This window comes from Bradyrhizobium sp. (assembly GCF_022844465.1).
In the GTDB taxonomy this organism is placed as follows: domain Bacteria; phylum Pseudomonadota; class Alphaproteobacteria; order Rhizobiales; family Xanthobacteraceae; genus Bradyrhizobium.
Map to the genome: position 1 here is coordinate 42,256 of NZ_JALHLP010000016.1, position 15,246 is coordinate 57,501.

The 15,246-nt window shown below is 65.4% G+C and carries 27 protein-coding genes, 1 tRNA gene and 1 pseudogene; 15 read left to right on the top strand and 14 right to left on the bottom strand.

Going from position 1 to position 15,246, the window contains the following annotated elements; all coding sequences use genetic code 11:
• Positions 1 to 196 precede the first annotated feature (196 nt).
• From Q0D31_RS19655 to Q0D31_RS19665, 3 genes are all read left to right on the top strand, one after another.
• Positions 197 to 835 (top strand): hypothetical protein, encoded by a 639-nt coding sequence (locus Q0D31_RS19655; protein ID WP_291854747.1) that lies wholly within the window; start codon positions 197 to 199, stop codon positions 833 to 835.
• Between the two features lie 99 nt (positions 836 to 934).
• The gene (locus Q0D31_RS19660; protein WP_291854750.1) at positions 935 to 1,435 is read left to right on the top strand and encodes a hypothetical protein; all 501 of its coding nucleotides are present in this window, start codon (positions 935 to 937) and stop codon (positions 1,433 to 1,435) included.
• 29 nt (positions 1,436 to 1,464) lie between these two features.
• Positions 1,465 to 1,695 carry a hypothetical protein gene (locus Q0D31_RS19665; RefSeq protein WP_291854753.1) on the top strand — a complete coding sequence of 77 codons (231 nt, stop codon included), beginning with the start codon at positions 1,465 to 1,467 and terminating at the stop codon, positions 1,693 to 1,695.
• Between the two features lie 8 nt (positions 1,696 to 1,703).
• Here Q0D31_RS19665 and rlmB read toward each other — a convergent pair whose 3' ends face one another.
• On the bottom strand, positions 1,704 to 2,597 hold the full coding sequence (gene rlmB, locus Q0D31_RS19670) for a 23S rRNA (guanosine(2251)-2'-O)-methyltransferase RlmB (RefSeq protein ID WP_291854758.1): 894 nt from the start codon (positions 2,595 to 2,597) through the stop codon (positions 1,704 to 1,706).
• Between the two features lie 232 nt (positions 2,598 to 2,829).
• On the opposite strand from rlmB, the gene Q0D31_RS19675 reads away from it, so the two are divergent.
• Positions 2,830 to 2,915, top strand: a tRNA-Tyr gene (locus tag Q0D31_RS19675).
• A 22-nt stretch (positions 2,916 to 2,937) separates the two neighbouring features.
• Here the strand turns inward: Q0D31_RS19675 and Q0D31_RS19680 are convergent.
• The 11 genes and pseudogenes from Q0D31_RS19680 to Q0D31_RS19730 all read right to left on the bottom strand — a co-directional run bounded on the left by Q0D31_RS19680 (position 2,938) and on the right by Q0D31_RS19730 (position 7,912).
• Positions 2,938 to 4,032, bottom strand: a complete 1,095-nt coding sequence (locus tag Q0D31_RS19680; RefSeq protein WP_291854762.1) for a tyrosine-type recombinase/integrase — start codon at positions 4,030 to 4,032, stop codon at positions 2,938 to 2,940.
• Positions 4,033 to 4,040: 8 nt separating this feature from the next.
• A complete protein-coding gene (locus tag Q0D31_RS19685; protein WP_291854766.1) occupies positions 4,041 to 4,220 on the bottom strand; it encodes a hypothetical protein in 180 nt (59 codons plus the stop codon).
• A gap of 46 nt (positions 4,221 to 4,266) precedes the next feature.
• Positions 4,267 to 4,752, bottom strand: a complete 486-nt coding sequence (locus Q0D31_RS19690) for a hypothetical protein (RefSeq protein WP_291854938.1) — start codon at positions 4,750 to 4,752, stop codon at positions 4,267 to 4,269.
• Between the two features lie 88 nt (positions 4,753 to 4,840).
• A pseudogene (locus Q0D31_RS19695) lies at positions 4,841 to 5,248 on the bottom strand (DNA cytosine methyltransferase); the annotation flags it as partial.
• Positions 5,249 to 5,256: 8 nt separating this feature from the next.
• Positions 5,257 to 5,541, bottom strand: coding sequence for a hypothetical protein (locus Q0D31_RS19700; protein ID WP_291854769.1), 285 nt, complete (start codon positions 5,539 to 5,541; stop codon positions 5,257 to 5,259).
• A 4-nt stretch (positions 5,542 to 5,545) separates the two neighbouring features.
• On the bottom strand, positions 5,546 to 5,731 hold the full coding sequence (locus Q0D31_RS19705) for a hypothetical protein (RefSeq protein WP_291854772.1): 186 nt from the start codon (positions 5,729 to 5,731) through the stop codon (positions 5,546 to 5,548).
• Positions 5,728 to 6,036: a hypothetical protein gene (locus Q0D31_RS19710; RefSeq protein WP_291854774.1), complete on the bottom strand. Its 309-nt coding sequence runs from the start codon at positions 6,034 to 6,036 to the stop codon at positions 5,728 to 5,730. Before Q0D31_RS19710 ends, Q0D31_RS19705 begins: the two co-directional genes overlap by 4 nt.
• Positions 6,033 to 6,551: a hypothetical protein gene (locus Q0D31_RS19715; protein ID WP_291854777.1), complete on the bottom strand. Its 519-nt coding sequence runs from the start codon at positions 6,549 to 6,551 to the stop codon at positions 6,033 to 6,035. Before Q0D31_RS19715 ends, Q0D31_RS19710 begins: the two co-directional genes overlap by 4 nt.
• Positions 6,551 to 6,727: a hypothetical protein gene (locus Q0D31_RS19720; RefSeq protein ID WP_291854780.1), complete on the bottom strand. Its 177-nt coding sequence runs from the start codon at positions 6,725 to 6,727 to the stop codon at positions 6,551 to 6,553. Before Q0D31_RS19720 ends, Q0D31_RS19715 begins: the two co-directional genes overlap by 1 nt.
• A 111-nt stretch (positions 6,728 to 6,838) precedes the next feature.
• Entirely contained in the window at positions 6,839 to 7,438 is a 600-nt protein-coding gene (locus Q0D31_RS19725; protein WP_291854783.1) for a hypothetical protein, read from the bottom strand.
• Between the two features lie 6 nt (positions 7,439 to 7,444).
• Positions 7,445 to 7,912, bottom strand: coding sequence for a helix-turn-helix transcriptional regulator (locus Q0D31_RS19730; protein WP_291854787.1), 468 nt, complete (start codon positions 7,910 to 7,912; stop codon positions 7,445 to 7,447).
• On the opposite strand from Q0D31_RS19730, the gene Q0D31_RS19735 reads away from it, so the two are divergent.
• Positions 7,911 to 8,150 carry a hypothetical protein gene (locus tag Q0D31_RS19735; protein ID WP_291854790.1) on the top strand — a complete coding sequence of 80 codons (240 nt, stop codon included), beginning with the start codon at positions 7,911 to 7,913 and terminating at the stop codon, positions 8,148 to 8,150. The two genes, Q0D31_RS19730 and Q0D31_RS19735, sit on opposite strands and share 2 nt — an antisense overlap.
• Here Q0D31_RS19735 and Q0D31_RS19740 read toward each other — a convergent pair.
• Positions 8,144 to 8,377: a hypothetical protein gene (locus Q0D31_RS19740; RefSeq protein ID WP_291854793.1), complete on the bottom strand. Its 234-nt coding sequence runs from the start codon at positions 8,375 to 8,377 to the stop codon at positions 8,144 to 8,146. The two genes, Q0D31_RS19735 and Q0D31_RS19740, sit on opposite strands and share 7 nt — an antisense overlap.
• A 209-nt stretch (positions 8,378 to 8,586) precedes the next feature.
• Here Q0D31_RS19740 and Q0D31_RS19745 point away from each other — a divergent pair, with 209 nt between their 5' ends.
• The 3 genes from Q0D31_RS19745 to Q0D31_RS19755 are packed head-to-tail and all read left to right on the top strand — an operon-like array spanning position 8,587 to position 9,867.
• Positions 8,587 to 8,775, top strand: coding sequence for a hypothetical protein (locus tag Q0D31_RS19745; RefSeq protein ID WP_291854796.1), 189 nt, complete (start codon positions 8,587 to 8,589; stop codon positions 8,773 to 8,775).
• A 13-nt stretch (positions 8,776 to 8,788) separates the two neighbouring features.
• Positions 8,789 to 9,307 (top strand): hypothetical protein, encoded by a 519-nt coding sequence (locus tag Q0D31_RS19750; RefSeq protein ID WP_291854799.1) that lies wholly within the window; start codon positions 8,789 to 8,791, stop codon positions 9,305 to 9,307.
• Positions 9,307 to 9,867 carry a hypothetical protein gene (locus tag Q0D31_RS19755; RefSeq protein WP_291854802.1) on the top strand — a complete coding sequence of 187 codons (561 nt, stop codon included), beginning with the start codon at positions 9,307 to 9,309 and terminating at the stop codon, positions 9,865 to 9,867. The genes Q0D31_RS19750 and Q0D31_RS19755 overlap by 1 nt, the downstream gene beginning before the upstream one ends.
• 80 nt (positions 9,868 to 9,947) lie before the next feature.
• On the opposite strand, the gene Q0D31_RS19760 is transcribed toward Q0D31_RS19755, so the two are convergent.
• Complete coding sequence (locus Q0D31_RS19760; protein WP_291854805.1) at positions 9,948 to 10,139, bottom strand: hypothetical protein; 192 nt, start codon at positions 10,137 to 10,139, stop codon at positions 9,948 to 9,950.
• Here Q0D31_RS19760 and Q0D31_RS19765 point away from each other — a divergent pair.
• From Q0D31_RS19765 to Q0D31_RS19795, 7 genes are all read left to right on the top strand, one after another.
• Entirely contained in the window at positions 10,125 to 11,462 is a 1,338-nt protein-coding gene (locus Q0D31_RS19765) for an MT-A70 family methyltransferase (RefSeq protein ID WP_291854808.1), read from the top strand. The genes Q0D31_RS19760 and Q0D31_RS19765 overlap by 15 nt on opposite strands.
• Positions 11,459 to 11,836: a hypothetical protein gene (locus Q0D31_RS19770; protein WP_291854811.1), complete on the top strand. Its 378-nt coding sequence runs from the start codon at positions 11,459 to 11,461 to the stop codon at positions 11,834 to 11,836. Before Q0D31_RS19765 ends, Q0D31_RS19770 begins: the two co-directional genes overlap by 4 nt.
• Positions 11,833 to 12,273 (top strand): hypothetical protein, encoded by a 441-nt coding sequence (locus tag Q0D31_RS19775; RefSeq protein ID WP_366518534.1) that lies wholly within the window; start codon positions 11,833 to 11,835, stop codon positions 12,271 to 12,273. Before Q0D31_RS19770 ends, Q0D31_RS19775 begins: the two co-directional genes overlap by 4 nt.
• Positions 12,270 to 12,773: a DUF1937 family protein gene (locus tag Q0D31_RS19780; protein ID WP_291854826.1), complete on the top strand. Its 504-nt coding sequence runs from the start codon at positions 12,270 to 12,272 to the stop codon at positions 12,771 to 12,773. The genes Q0D31_RS19775 and Q0D31_RS19780 overlap by 4 nt, the downstream gene beginning before the upstream one ends.
• 113 nt (positions 12,774 to 12,886) lie before the next feature.
• Positions 12,887 to 13,648: a hypothetical protein gene (locus tag Q0D31_RS19785; protein WP_291854828.1), complete on the top strand. Its 762-nt coding sequence runs from the start codon at positions 12,887 to 12,889 to the stop codon at positions 13,646 to 13,648.
• Positions 13,645 to 14,994: a transposase gene (locus tag Q0D31_RS19790; protein WP_291854830.1), complete on the top strand. Its 1,350-nt coding sequence runs from the start codon at positions 13,645 to 13,647 to the stop codon at positions 14,992 to 14,994. Before Q0D31_RS19785 ends, Q0D31_RS19790 begins: the two co-directional genes overlap by 4 nt.
• A gap of 4 nt (positions 14,995 to 14,998) precedes the next feature.
• Positions 14,999 to 15,238, top strand: a complete 240-nt coding sequence (locus tag Q0D31_RS19795; protein ID WP_291854831.1) for a hypothetical protein — start codon at positions 14,999 to 15,001, stop codon at positions 15,236 to 15,238.
• Positions 15,239 to 15,246: the final 8 nt, after the last annotated feature.

Consider the following 15,246-nt stretch of genomic DNA (forward strand, 5'->3'; position numbering starts at 1 on the left):
CGAATGTTAGAATCAAAGGACCACTAGCAAGTATAGGCTGCTAGTGGAGTTTTGGATTTGACATTCGCATCGCGTGCTTGCTGCCAGGTGGGTAGCGAATGTCAAATCCACTCCACTAGCCTAGCACGGGCGATCGGTGCGAGGGCATCTCGGCGGGGTGCGCGCGGGGCGTTAATCTTTGGCTTAAGGAGCGGCGATGGGTTTTTTCGATCTGTTCCGGCGCTCCCCCGCCATTGTGGAGGCGGGCGCGCTTGCCGAATTCATCGATCGGAACGCGGCCTTTCTGGTGCAAAAGGGCATGTATGAATATTCCCGCGCCCGCGCCGGGCACTATGCCAAGGTGCTGCTGCGTGAGCCGGAATTCCTGATCGCCATGGAGAGTGCGCGCTGGCAGGCCTATCCCTTGGGCCTCGCGATGGTCGGCGAAATGGTTGAGAAGGTCCTCAATCCGCACATTGCCGCCGATCGACGCGCCGGCATCGATGCGCTGGCGGGGCTCGTGTTGTCGGTATTCGATCGTTATCCGATCCCGGAACCATTTGATGCGCCGACCTGGGAGGGCGAACGCCGTGAACTCGCCCGGCAACTCGAACTGATCGGGCTGCATCCGCCCAAGCCGGTCAAGGACATCCCGGTGCCATTTGCGAAGCGCTATTTCGACCTGATGCCGATCCACCAAAAGCTGCGCGCCCCGGACTATCCCTCCATCACCAACTATCTGCGGGTTTCGCTGATCAATATTCATGACAGGCTGGTCGATTGCCTGGACGGCGCCGCGGCGGCGCAATCGCTGCTGGCCGGAAACGCCGATCGGCGGCGCGCGCCGGACCGGTGACACTCGGTTAACGATACCGCGCAATTGGCCGCTATGGTGAAAGGCCGGTTCACCTTTCCATTGGAGGATGCCGCAAAGCTTTCACAAAGGCGGCGCTCGATGGGTTGCAAACGATCGCTGGCGATCGGTCTGATTGGCTGCGTGCTCGGCGCGTCGATGGCGTGCGCGGATCGCGCGCCGGTGCGGGTTATTCCCGGCCGGCCCGGCGTGCCGGTGGTGATCAACGGCTACGATGCCTCCTATACGATCGTGGAAGGCGACTGGGGCTTGTCGCGTCCCGGGCACGTCCCGCAGTCGATTGTCAGCGGTCCGCTGATCGGGCCGGCGCCCTATCGCGCCAGCCCCTATTTTCCGTCGGGTGGCGGGCGTCCCGGCTACGGCCGCCGCGAGGTCGAGCCGCCGCCGGATCGGCAATTGCCGCCGCCGGCGCCAAGCTATTATCGCGAATGGGGCACCCAGTCGCCGGCAATGCCGGCCACGCTCGATCCGCCGGCCGAACCGCCGCCGATCATTACCGCGCCGACCATTGTCATACCGGATCACCGGCTGCACCGCGATCATCGCGGGCGGATCCAGCGCCACTATCGCCACCAACCGTAATCGACGCATTGCAAAGCCGAGGGACCACGATGCTCCGACAGCTATTTTCCATCGCGACCGCCACCGCCACCATCGTCATCGCGACCGTCACGATGGCGGATTCATCCGAGCGGCGGCGGATCTATATTGTCGATCGCGGTCCGGTCTATTCCGGTCCGGGTATTTACACCAAGCCGACGATCGCGCGGCCGCGCCGGCTGCCGGACTATCCGTATGTCGGTCCGGTGCATTTTCGCGCTCTGCCGTCGTATCGGCTCTAACGCGCCGATCAGGCCAGCCGCTGGGCGGCGATATAGAGCGCGAGCGCCGCGGCATTCGACACATTGAGCGATTTGATCTTGCCCGGCAGCTCGATCCGGCCGACATGGTCGCAGCTTTCGCGCGTCAATTGCCGCAGACCCTTACCCTCCGCGCCCAGCACCAGCGCCAGCGGTGCGCGCATCGGCACATCGCCCAGCGCGCGCTCGCTCTCGGCGTCGAGGCCGACCAACAGATAGCCGCGCTCCTGCAATTCACTCATGGCGCGCGCGAGATTTTGCACGGTGACGATCGGCACATGTTCGAGCGCGCCGGAGGCGGCCTTGGCCAGTGCGCCGGTCGCTTCGGGACTATGGCGCGCGGTGGTGATGACGGCGGCGACGTCAAAGCCGGCGGCGGTGCGCAGGATCGCGCCGACATTATGCGGATCGGTGATCTGGTCGAGCACCAGCACCGGGCCGCTGATATCGGCCAGCGCGGGCGCGGGCAGGGGGTCGGTTTCGAGGTAAAGGCCCTGATGTACCGCGTCCGGCGTCAGCCGCTCGGCAATCGCCGTGGGTCGCACCACTTGCGGCGACGCCTTGACGCCTTCCTCGGTGAGGCGGCGGGCGGTGTTTTCGGTCGCCAGCAGCAGATGAATCCGGCGCGCCGGGTTCGCCAGCGCGGCTACGACGGTGTGCCAGCCATAAAGCACGGTGCGATGCTCCGGCCGCAGGCTGTCGCGCCGGGCGCGTTCGAAGCGGGCGCGCCGGTCGCGCTGCTCATGGGTGGTGCCGGGCTTGGATCCCGGTTTTGCGCCGGGTTTGGCACTGGGTTTGGAGACCGGTTTGGAGTCGAATGGGGCACCGCGATGGGTACCCGGTCGCGTCGCCGGTTCTGGCCGGCTTTTCGGTCGATCGCGCATTGTGGGTACCCCTTCTGCTCGATGACCTAGCGGCGATGCCGCGCCACCGCAAGTCAGAGCAAAATCGCCCCGCGGGTGGCCCATCCCGCGGGTAGCCCATGGGCGGCCAAACTTGTTTGGTTGACTTGTTTGATTGACTTGGACCGGGGCCCTCCCCATAAAACGCCCCCGATTTGTTGCTTCCCGCCGCTTTAACGAATATCTGAAGCCGGCGTTGCAAGTGGCGGAAAATGGGAGAGTGTCCCGAGTGGCAAAGGGGGCGGACTGTAAATCCGCTGGCTTACGCCTTCGTAGGTTCGAGTCCTACCTCTCCCACCAGCACCAAAAAATCTAATTGATATCATTGGTCTTTTCGCTCTGACGCCCGCACCTTCCGGCGAGGTGAGGGCATAGATGTTCCAGAATCGTTCTGTTGGTCGCGCGGCGCCAGCATATGCGCCGCCGCTCCGGCCAGCCGGATGCGGTCGGCCTCCTGGGTGTAGTGCAGCGCCATCGACGTTCCGGTCCAGCCAAACAGTGCATTGAGCTGCGCCAGCGTCGCACCGTTGAGCGCCGCGCGGATGGCGGCGATCTTGCGCACGCCATGCGCGGACTTGGCGATGCCGGCGGCGCGCGCCGCCTCGCTGAAAGCATTGCCGAACGACTCCTTGGTCAAAGGCTTGCCGCGCGCGCCGACGATGAAGGTCAGGTCGCCGCATGGCCCGGCGGCCAGCGTGCGCGCCAGCACCGGCAGGATCGGGATCGTCACTGTGACTTTGCCGCGGCTCTTTTCGGTGCGAAACGTCGCGACGCCATCGCGCACATGCTGGCGGCCGATCACCGCCGCATCGCCGCGCCGGCCGCCGGTGTAGCACAGCACATCAAACCAGACTCTTTCCTTGGTGCCGATCGGCCAGCGCCGCTCATAAGCGGCGACATCATCCTCCGTCCAGCGCGGAAAGCCTGGGCCTTTTTTGGTCTTGGGCGGCGCCACGCCCAGCGTCGGGTCCTGCCTGACCAGGCCGGCGGCGTGCGCCCAGCGGTAGAGCCCGCGCAGCGCATCCAGAAAATGCCGCGCCTGATAGGGCGTCGCCGCGCGCCGATCGCGGCCGGCAATAATATCGGCCGCCGCCAGCGCCATCGATTCATGGCCGGCGGTCTTGAGCACGCCCTTAAAAATATTCTCGCGTTGTTTCCGGGTCGCCATCGACAGATCGCGCCAGGCGGTGGTCTCGCGGTAGCGCGCGATCAACCAGGCCACGGTGCCCGCGCTTTCGCCACGCGGCGCGGGCTTCGGCGTGCCGGCGATCGCCGCCTGATATTCGCGCTCAAATTCCGGCGAGCCATAGGCCGATCGCAGCCGTAGGCGCGGCCCGCGGTCGCGCCGGACGTACCAGGCGACCCGGCCGTGGCGGGTGACGGCGCGCTGCAAAAATGGCGGGCGTGGGCGCGGCATGGCGTCCATCACAGCACCACCGGCTGCCGCTGTGCAACGGGGGGCTCGGTGCTTTGCGGCGTCAGCCGGATCAAAATCTTGCCGCCGTCGCGGGTGGTGACCTCAACCTCGGCGGCGCCGGCTTGCTTTGCGGCGCGGATAGCGCGTGCAACATCGGCCTGGGTGATGGTGGCGCCGGTGCGTGGCATCAGTCACCCGGCCGTTTGGTAGAAGTTAATGATGGGCGTTCGGCACTCATGATTGCCCGCCCGATGATTTCCGGGATTTGCGGGACGACGGAATTGCCAAGCGCTTTAAGTCGGTCCACCCGAGCGGGAACCCCATGAGCCACTCGACCCACGTCGGGTTCAACTGCCCACCAGGCGCCGCAATATCGTTCAGGTTCGGGCTGTGCCACTCGCCTGATCGCTTCGCCTGGGCTCTGCGGCTGTTCGGCTGGTCGCCCGATCGGTAGTCCCGTGCTGTCGGCGTGGGCCACTTGTTGTACCGCGCCATCCCCGTGAGCGAGTAGCGCACCGCTGCATTCGGCGACGGTGAACGGTTCGACGTGTACTCGCTCGCTGATGGCGTCGGATACAGCACCACCGCTTGCGCGAGCGGAATGCCCGTGTCCCAGGGCCGCGGCGGCTTGTTGCCCCTCCGGCCGTCCACTGCGGTAGGTGTCGGCCAAGTACGCGACTGAACCAGCAAGCTGTCTTTCGAGTGCTTGCCCGAGCCCATCGAGTCCATCCCCTCCGCGCGAGGGGTCGGCAACAATGATCCAGACCCGATCACGGATGTGAGGGGCACCAACGGCACTCGCCGGTATGCAATGCCATTCCGCATCCTGCCCGATCTCGGCCAAGTCCCCGAGAACGCTGCCCATCCCTCGACCAAGCAACGCTGCCACGTTCTCCACGATTGCGTAACGGGGTCGAACCACGCGAATGGCTCGTAGGAGATGCCGCCAGAGTCCCGAACGTTCTCCGGTAATTCCGGCACGTTGCCCAGCGTGGCTGATGTCTTGACAGGGGAAGCCTCCGCACACGATGTCGGCCTCTCCTGGGATAAATTCTCGGGCGGTGACATCAATGGCGCATGGGACTCCCGGCCACCGTTCGGCCAGGACTTCGCGGCAGTAGTCGTCGATTTCGCAGAACCCAACGGTTCGCATCCCGGCTCGTTCGAGGCCGAGGCTGAATCCGCCGATGCCTGAAAATAGGTCGAGGACATTCATGCCAATCCTTAATCACCCGTCTTCCGTGCATCGGTGGAAGTTAAAGCGATACCACCATCGTCCGCCCAATAGGCGATCTGCCGATCGTCGAAGCGAGCGCTCTGCCACCGATCAATCCGGCGTGTGGGCGGTGTCGCGATAGAGCGCGGCCCAGTCGGGGGGCGCTCGACCCCCGTATCGGCCGCACGCGCCTTGGGCGGCTTAGGGCACGGCCCGCTATAGCCGTGGAATTTGAACATTTCCTCGCCGGCCGGCATCGGCGCACCGCACAGGGTGCAAAGTGCATTGGTCATGGTGTTAATATCTCAATAGGCGCTCCGCCACCTGCGCCGTCGTCACGACGATGTCATCGCGCCGATCGGCCGTGAGGTTGGCATAGCGCTCGCGGGCGCGGATCTGGCTGGCGCGGAACTCCCGCCAAATCCGATCCTCGGTGACCGGCGGTGCCGGGCGCTTGGTCAAAATGTTGCTCGCCATCGTCATGGACTGTGCTCCACCGCCGCGGCGATCGCCGGTCGCTGATTTTGGGCGCGGATGCTGGGCGGGCTGTGCAACAGCGCGGCGCGGCCTGCCGGCGTGATCTCGACCAGGTGCATGCGGCCGACCGCGCGGCCGGTGGTCTTGAGCCAGCCGCGGCGGACACAGGCACGCACGGTGCTGCTGCGGTGCGCGCCGCCCACAGTGTCGAACAGCGATTGCCGCACCCAGCGGTTGCCGCGCAGCCGGTGCAGCGGTTCGGCCAGCGCGCTGCGCAGCGCGCCGGCCTGGATCGGCGATAGCGCGGTCATCGGTCGGACTCCGCGCCGCGCTGCTGGCCGATCTGGCGCTGCGCGCTTTGCTGGTGCCGGCTCAGCGCATCGGCGAGCGCTTCGGCGACGCCGTGGGTGGTGGCGCGGGCATAGTCGAGCAGCTTTTCGTAATAGCGCCGCTCGGCGCGGTCGCGTTCCAGCTCGGCGCGCAGCTGGATGGTTTGACAGGCGTGCTCGGCACCGGCGTGCTCGAGCAGCGCCACCAGCCGGTCGTTCTCGGCATTGAGTTGCTGATTGGTGCGCTTGAGCGCCACCACCAGGTCGCTGAGTTCGTCGATCTCCGCGCGCAGGTCGTCGATGGTGTCGATGTCGTTGATGTCGGCGGTGCTGTCGTGGAGTGCGGCCTCGGCCAAGGCTTGGCTGGCTTGGGCGGCGGCCGGTTGGCTGCGCTGGTGCTTGTTCATGATTACTCCTGACTGTGGGGGACGCTGCGGTTCGCCGCCGATCAGGGTGATCAGCTCGGCGAGCGGGTCGGACGGAGGGGTCATCGGCATCAGATGAAACCCTTATCCTTGGCCAACCACTCCGGCATCGTGAACGTCCCGTCGCGGTTGTCCTCAACTTGCGATTTCGGCAACCAGGCGATTGTTTTGCCGTCAAAAAGACGTATCGCCTTGTCGGTTTCGCCGCGGACCTCGCCGGCGATGTCGATCAGCTCACGCTTGGGCATAACGATCAGTCGCTACGGGTTGAGGTCGGTCACGACCAGATGTTTGCCATAAGCAAACATTTCGGTCAAGCGAAAACGTTTGCTGATAGAAAACACCTTTCAAGCGGGAGATTATTTTGGCGCCTTGGCCTTGCCGGTTGGAGCTGCGGACCATTTGCAAGCCATGGCGATACGTTCGCGGACCTCGGAGACCTTGCCTAAATCGAAGGTGCCGTCGTGACTCTGGCCACGCCAGCCGGTGGCGCGTAGAAACAACATTTCGTGGTCGGGGAGGGCGCGAAGGAATGAGCCGGCATTGGGGGCAAAAGCAGCCACGCCCTGCTGGGATGGCAGCCAGCTGCCATTGATAGGTGGGTTCTTCCCAATACGGTAGGTCATGCGGATCGCTTGTCCAGTACCCAGGAATTCTTTGTCCGAGAATGCGACCTCCGTTGCATTCTCATGGCAGCGCAGGACGAGCGAGGACCGTCCATCGCGCGACAAAAGTACTGCGTGGACCTGCGGGCCGTCGTCCAATGGCGAGCGGCTCTCGCTAATATGCCATTCTGCCGCCTGTGTAGGTCCACGGTCGGCCGCCGGCTTGCGCGTGAGGGCATCGAAGCAAGCCAGCCGCGCGGGATCATCTTTAACAAGTGCGCAGAGTAGGGTGGCCTCTTGAGCGTATCCGGCTGATGGTAGTGCGAGAATGAAGAAAGCGAGCGCGGCGCGCATGCGGTTCTAGCTCCTCGTTTCCAACAGGCTCCCCAATGTCGCGGGTTGATATCGGCGCAGGCGAGCCAGTTCGGCCCTGGTCGGCGGTTCTTCGTATAATTCGTTTACGCTGACGCCCATAACGCGGGATAGGCGCAGCATCACCAACGCTGATGGGTTCGGCGGCTTATCTGGTGTCTTGGGATTGATCAGATTGTTGAGGTAGGCGCGGCCAATCTTGGCGCGCTGTGCGACATCAATCTGCTTGAGTTCGAGTGCCGCGAGCCAAGATCCAATGTGAAGTTGTTCGGTCGGTCCTGGCTGGCGGCGGGGCATCCGTCCGCGAAAAGATCGCGTGCGATTTGCGATTTTCGGCTGATTTCGCGGGCGTTTTAACATGCCGTGATTGTCGGTCGGCGCGGGCGAAAAAGCGATTTGCCCACAGCAAACTTTTTCGGTTGCAAATGCCGTTTGCTGATGGCAAACATCTATCATGAATCAGCCAGAAGAGCGGGAGCATCCATTGGCGGAGTGGATCGACGCAAACGTCGGTAGCGATGCTGAGTTCGCGCGCCGCCTTGGTATCTCACGGGGGCACCTGTCTTCGATTCTGCAAGGCAAGCGTGGCATGTCCGCCGATCTCCAGGCGCGCATCGAGGTTGAAACCAACGGTGCCTTCACCGGCGCGCGGCTCCAGCGGGAGCGAAAAACCCTCATGAGGCTGGTTCAGTGAGCACCTCCGCCTTCCAGCCGTTTGAGGATCAGCCGTGCGGCGCCGGCAACGATCGTGGTTGGCAATACCAACGTGCACGGTGCCTCGGCGACAAACATCCCGCTGGCGTTCTTGCGATAGGCCACCGGCACCAGCCGGCAGACCGCGCCGAACAATTCGCAATCGTGCAGTTCGTGGGCGAAAAACTCCGGGGCGTTGCTGGTGTCGACAAAGGCCGTTCTCGCCATACTTGCTCCTTGCCAGTTGTGGTGTTCTTGGCCGGCAGGCTAAGAGTTCAACGTGTATTAATTGTAAAAAACAACCCCGACTTTTGCGCCCAAACGGTAGTGGGCGGTAGGTCGGGCGGGGGTTTCTTTGTCGGTAGCGTGAGGGCGTGGTCATGGGTGGAATCGAATCGGGGGCGGCCGGTTTCTCAACCGCAATCCGGTGTACTGGAGTGCACCGCGGTGCACTGGAGTGCACCGGAATCTACGCCCGGGCCGCGCGCGGCATCTGGCCGCGCAAGACGGCCGAGCATTGGGCCGCCGCGGCCGGCGTCAAAACCCGGATCGCCAGATACTGGCTCGCCGGCGCCCGCGCGGTGTCGGACGCGGGCAAGCTGGCGCTTATCCGCGAACTGCAATAGGCCGGCCCGCTGGTTGGCCGCATCGGCGGCGCTGCTGCTGCTGGCGCTCATGGCGGGCGGCGGCGTGGCTTTCGCCGCGCCGCCCGGCGCCGCCGCCGCGCCGCAGAAAGTCCTGCGCGCCGCCGCGCCGGCCAGGGTTAAAAAATCCCGTTCCGCCATCCGCCGGACCACGGGGGCGGCCCGGCCCGCGCGCGCCGCTGTGAGACATCCTCCTAGCCAGGCGGCGCGCGCGGTGTCGGATTTCGAGCATGCGTTTGCGGCGACGCGATCGCCGGCGTCCGCGCCCTCTGGATTGGTAACGCCGGCGGCGGCCATCGTGCCGCGGCCGATCGCCACCGTGGCGGTGTCGCCGCGCGCTGCGGCGGTGGCCGCGCGGCCGTTGCCGCCGGCGGTCGATCGGGCCGCGCCGCCGCCGACCGATCATGGGTTGCTGCGCGATCTCGCCATCGCCATCGGCGCGTCGGCGATGCTGGCTGGGCTGATCGCGCATGCGGTGTCGGCGCTGCGGTGGCCGAGAGTCCGGTGGGCGTGATGGCACAGATCGGAACCAGCGCCTCTGCCATCCGCCGCTTGATCGGCGATGTTGATTTGGCCGCGCCGATCAAGCACCCGATCGCCGCACCGGCGGTGCTGGAAGGAGCGCGCGGCAAAGCTTGGCTGGTCGACCTTGCGGCGTTGCGGCGCGCCAAGGGAATTTCCGCCGATGACGACGGCGCGCTGGCGCATTGGGTGGTCGAAGCGCCCGGCGCGCATCCGTGCTGGCACTCCTATTCGGTGGTGCTGATTCATTTGCGCCCGCTGCCGGGTGTGATCACCCGGTTCTATCGCGACAATGCGACCCACGAAATCTGGGTTGTCACCATCGATCCGGATGTCGACCGGAATGTCATGCTGACCGGGCATTTGCGGGCGTGTTGGCTGCAACCACACAACTTCGCGGCGCAATTTGTCGAGATCGCCGACCATCTCGCGCAGCAGCGGGTGCGGGCTGCCGTGCAATCGATCTGCGCCGGTACGCTGTCGCCGGATACCGACTTCATTGCGCAATGGGTCGCGCTGTTTGGCGACAACATGATGAGACATCGGCCGTAGCCAGCGCGATGGCGGCGATGATGGTTCTGCGTTCCTGAGTTCAGCGTTGGTCGTGTTCGGCGTGCGGCAGCGACAGATTTTCAATCGGGGAGGACAGCAATGGCCAGCAAGCGCAAACGCCGATCGCCGCGCGTGACACCGCGCAGCGCCGCGCCGAAACGCAAACCGAAAACGCCGCCGTCCGCCGGTCCGTCGCCGTCGGCGCGGCTGTTGCCGCGCGCCAACCGCCCCGCGGTGTTTGGACGGTCGGAAAACTGATGCTGCCGTTCCATCCATACGCCGATCTGTTCCCCTTGATCGAGGGGGCTGAGTTCGCGGAGCTTGCGGCCGATCTCAAGGCCAACGATCTCCGCGAACGCATCGTCGTGCTGGATGGCGCGATCCTCGACGGCCGCAACCGCTACCGGGCGGCGCTGGCGGCCGGTCTATTGGAAGACGACGACGGCCCGGACCGGACGAAATATTTCATCCGGTTCGTGCCGTCGGTTGACGGCGACCCGCTCGGCTTCGTGATCTCGAAGAACCTCAGGCGGCGGCACCTCAACGAAAGCCAGCGCGCGATGGTCGCGGATCGCCTGGCGACCATGCGGCAAGGCGAGCGCACCGATTTGGAACCTTCGGCAAATTTGCCGAAGGTGGCGCAGCCCGATGCGGCGCGGATGCTCAGCGTTTCCGAGCGGCTGGTGCGGCACGCCAAGGTCGTGCATGACCGCGGCGCTCCGGAACTCCAGCGCGCCGTCGATCAGGGCCGGCTGGCGGTGTCGGCGGCGGCGCAGGCCGCTAAGCTAACCACGGAAATGCAGCGCCGCATCGCCGCGGAGGCCGATGCCGGCCGTACCAATGTCGTGCGCAGCGTCATTAAGCAGGAAGCCCGCGCCAGCCGCGAAGCCGCGCTCGGCGAAAAGCAATTGGCGCTACCCGATAAAAAATACGGCGTGATCCTGGCCGATCCGGAATGGCAATTCGAGCCTTACAGCCGGGACACCGGAATGGATCGCGCCGCCGACAATCACTACCCGACCTCCAAGACCATCGACATCTGTGCGCGGCCGGTCGCGACCATCGCCGCCGCCGATTGTGTGCTGTTCCTGTGGGCGACGGCGCCGATGACCCCCGCGGCGCTCGAAGTCATCAGCCATTGGGGCTTCGCCTACAAAACCCATGTCATCTGGCACAAGACCCGTAACGGCCACGGGCGCGGGTCGGGCTTCTGGTTTACCGGCGAGCACGAATTGCTGATGGTCGGCACGCGCGGCAATGTTCCGGCGCCGGCGACGGCGCTGTGTGGCTCGGTGATCGCCGCGCCGTGGCAGGGCCGGCACTCGGCCAAGCCGGAAGCGTTCGCACAGCTGATCGAACGCGCGTTTCCGACACTGCCCAAGATCGAATTGAACCGGCGCGGCCCGGCGCGGCCGGGCTGGGATGCCTGGGGCAATGAAGCCGAACCGGCGCAATCCGATACGCCGGCTGTGCCGTTCTCGCTCACGCCGCTCGTTGGTGCTTGTTGCCGGCGCGACGGCGATTGGCGCGTGCCATTGGTCACCGCCGACGACCTCACAATTCCAGAATTCCTGCGGCGGCGGGTGACGGCATGACCGGGACCCTTGTCACGCCGGAAGTCCGCGCCGCGATCGTCGCGCTGGCGCGCGATGGCTTGGGCAACAAAGCGATTCTCGCCGAGCTGGCGGTGCCGGGGCTGACCACCGCGGCGGTCCACAAAGCGATCCGCAAGGCGCGGCGCGATGGCGCGCGCGTGCCGTACCGCGGCAAGGGCCCGACCGTTGGATGGGCCGAGATCGCGGTCGCGCTCGGCACGGACACACTCAACTATCTGCGCGCCGCCGGCCGCGCCCGCGGGGCGTCACCGGAATTCGTCGCCGGTGCGCTGCTCGACATCATCAGCCGCGATCGGATCGCCGATGCCGTGCTGGACGATGGCACCATGACGCCGGAACAGGGGGAATCATGAGCCGCATCTACGTCGCATCGAGTTGGCGCAATCAGGATCAGCCGATGGTCGTCGACCGCCTGCGCCTGGCTGGGCACGCGGTCTATGATTTCCGCCAACCGCCGCATAGCGAAGCGGGTTTCAGCTGGCGACAGATTGATCCCGAATTCCAGCATTGGAGCCCGGAGAAATATCGCCAATTGCTGCTCACGCACCCCGTCGCGTCGCATGGATTCGTTTCCGATCTGCGCGCGATGCAATGGGCCGACACCTGCGTGCTGGTGCTTCCGTGCGGGCGCTCGGCTCACCTCGAAGCGGGATGGTTCTGCGGCGCCGGCAAGCGCTGCATCGTGCTGCTCGCCGATGGTGAGCCGGAATTGATGAACTTGCTCGCGAGCGATATCTGCGTATCGATCCATGAAGTGATCGCGGTGCTCGCGGAGGGGGCCGCCGCATGAGCGATCTGCAACGCGCGCCGTTGTGCTATCTGGCGACGCCGTACAGCCGCTATCCGGGCGGCATCGAGCGTGCGTTCGCGGACGCCGCGCGATTGGCGGCCAAGATGATATTGGCCGGCGTCAAGGTCTATTCCCCGATCGCCCACACCCATCCGCTCGCGGTGCATGGCGGCCTCGATCCGCTCGACCATGCGCTCTGGCTGCCGTTCGATGAAGCTATGATGAACGCCGCCCGCGTGCTGATCGTCGCACATATGGAAGGCTGGCAGGAGTCGGCCGGCATCGCCTACGAGGTCGCGTATTTCGAGCGACACAATAAGCCAATCTTCGATCTTAACATCGCGACCATGGTGATGGCCAAACGCGCGCGCCCCTCGCTGCGCGACCACTCCGACGGCACCACCGCCGCGGATCTGGAAGCCGACCGTCGCGAGTTTTTGCAGAACACCCCGCTCGCGCACGGCAAGACCCCAAGCCAGCAGGGTGGGTCCAGCGTATGAACGCACAATTTCAACCGCAGTGCGCCGCCTTTGACAAACCCCACGTTCGCGCAACGCTGGTTCGGAAAGCCGCGCAGTACGGCGGCTTAGAAGCCTTCGCGCGCGCCCATGGCTTGTCGGAACTCTATGTGATCGAGGCTGCGAATGGCCGCACCGAAATGAGCGTCAAGCTGTGGCGCGCGATGGGCCTCGATCCAGGGTGGCTCACCCGCCCAAATGCCGGAGGCCGTGCCATGACGCCGTATACCCCCGATGCCGTGAACGCGATCCGCGCGGCCCTCCGCAGCGGCCGATCGGCCGAATCCACCAGGCGCATGCTCGGTTGGGATGCTGGTATGTTCGCAGGCGTCTGCCGCAAGCACGGCATCGATCTGCTGCTGCCGGAATCCGAGCAGGTCACACAAGCGAAAGATGCGGCGAACACGGCGGCGCCGATCAAGCCGCCGCCGCCCGTCGCAGCCCAGGGTCGCCGCCGGCGGCGGCCGGCGCCGGGCGACGAAGCGGGCTCTGGTCGCTTGATCGACGTCACGGTCAATCTGCACCCCGAGATCATCGCGGCGCTCTCGCGCCATGCCGCGCGCCGCGGCGTGTCGCGTTACCGCGCCGCCGGTGGCCTGGTCGCCGCCGAGATCGCGACGGCCGGCGTGGAGCGAATCCGGATTATCCCGCCGGCGACCCGTGGCGCCGGCCGCGGAACCGTGGCGGTCAGTGTCGGTCTCGAGCCCTCCTGCGCGACGACGCTCGAGCGTGAATCGCAGCGGCGGCGCCGTAAGCGTGAGTCGACCTGGGCCTTGGTCAAGGCCTGCCTGGTGCGATGGTTCGAACGACAGTCGGGGCGCTCGGCCGCGGGCGGGTGCGATGGAGCCGGCGCATGAGTGTCAACGTGCTGCGGCGCTATACATTCAAGCTGTACCCGAGCCCGATGCAAGTGGCGGCTCTGGAAGCGCAGGCGCGGATGATGGCCGAACTCTGGAACGCGCTTCTGCAGCGGCGCGAGGACGTCTATCGGCGAGAGAAGAGGACGCTGAATAAGCGCCAGCAATACAAGGAAATCACCACGCTCCGTGCCGAATGTCCGGAGTGGGCGGCGCTGTCGGTGGCGGCGGCGCGCGGCGTCGCGCAACATCTCGACAGCGCTTTCAAAGCGTTTTTCCGGCGGGCTAAGCAGGGCGCCGGCGCGCAAGCGGGTTATCCGCGCTACAAGCGCACGCGCGGCGGCATGTCGATCTCGTTTACCGAGTGCATGGGATCGGGCTGGTCGCTTGACCGCGCCGCCGCTGCGGCAAAGGCCGGCGGCTGGCGGCTCTACGTCAAGGGCGTGGCGGGAACGATCAAGGCGCGCGGGCTATTGCCCGCGCAGCCGCTGTCCTGGCGCACGGGCGAGATCATCTATCGCGATGGCCGCTGGTGGTTGTCCGTTGTGGTAGAATGCGCGGCGCGCCGGGTGGCTGGCGCCGAACGGCTTACGATCAGGCTCGATCTGATCGATCAGTTTGCGCGGGTTGAGCGCGCAAGTGGCGGGTCTCCCGCCTGCTCGCAAGAGCAAATCACCGGACAGTCTCAACAGCTTGACCGGACTCCGGGTCTCGTCACCCCGCATTTGTCCGGTGACGAGAACCCCTTGGCCAAGCGTTCGATCTGGAATCCGGGTCTCGTCACCCCGCATTTGTCCGGTGACGAGAACACGGTGACGCAGTGCTCGACGCCTTGCCAAGGTCTCGTCACCCCGCATTTGTCCGGTGACGAGAATGCCGTCATGATCGCCAAGGTCGACGCGATCAAGTCGGTGCGGGATAGACGGTTCCCGCGCAAACCGTTCTGCAAACCCTCCTGGCGTTGGCGGCGCGAAACCGCCCGCGCGGCGCGACTGACCGCCAGGGCGGCGCGCAAGCGCAAATATAATCTTCACCGCTGGTCGACCGCGATCGTGCAATTGGCCGCCGATCTCACCGTCATCAAGCCGGATATCAAACAGGCAACCGCCAGTCCGCGCGGCGACGCCAGCCAATGGGGCGCCGCGGTCGAAACCGTCTCCAGGCTTAATTGCAACACGCTTAATCAAGCGCCGGCCATGGCGGTGAGCATGCTCACCTACAAGGCCGCCGAAGCCAATATCCGCTGCGATGTCATTACTGACACTGCGCCGGCTATCGCCATCGGCCCAGAGCTGGTGGCTGCGTCCAAAACCCTGCGGCGCGCGCGCCGCGCAATGAGGAAGTGACCCCATGCCATCAATTCGCACGCCTGAACTCGTGACCGCCACCGTCGCGCTTAACAGCCTGATCGACCAGGCTCGGCGCGGTAAAGCAGATGTCGAACAGGGCCGCGTCGTGATCGGCGCCGCTAACGGCATCTGCCGTCTGGTCAAGACCGATCTCGAACGCCGGATGGCCGCGCCCAAACTGCAGGAACTCGAAGCCCGCACCGTGCAGGCCCGACCGACGCGGCTGTCGCGGCGCGTCTGACAAGATCA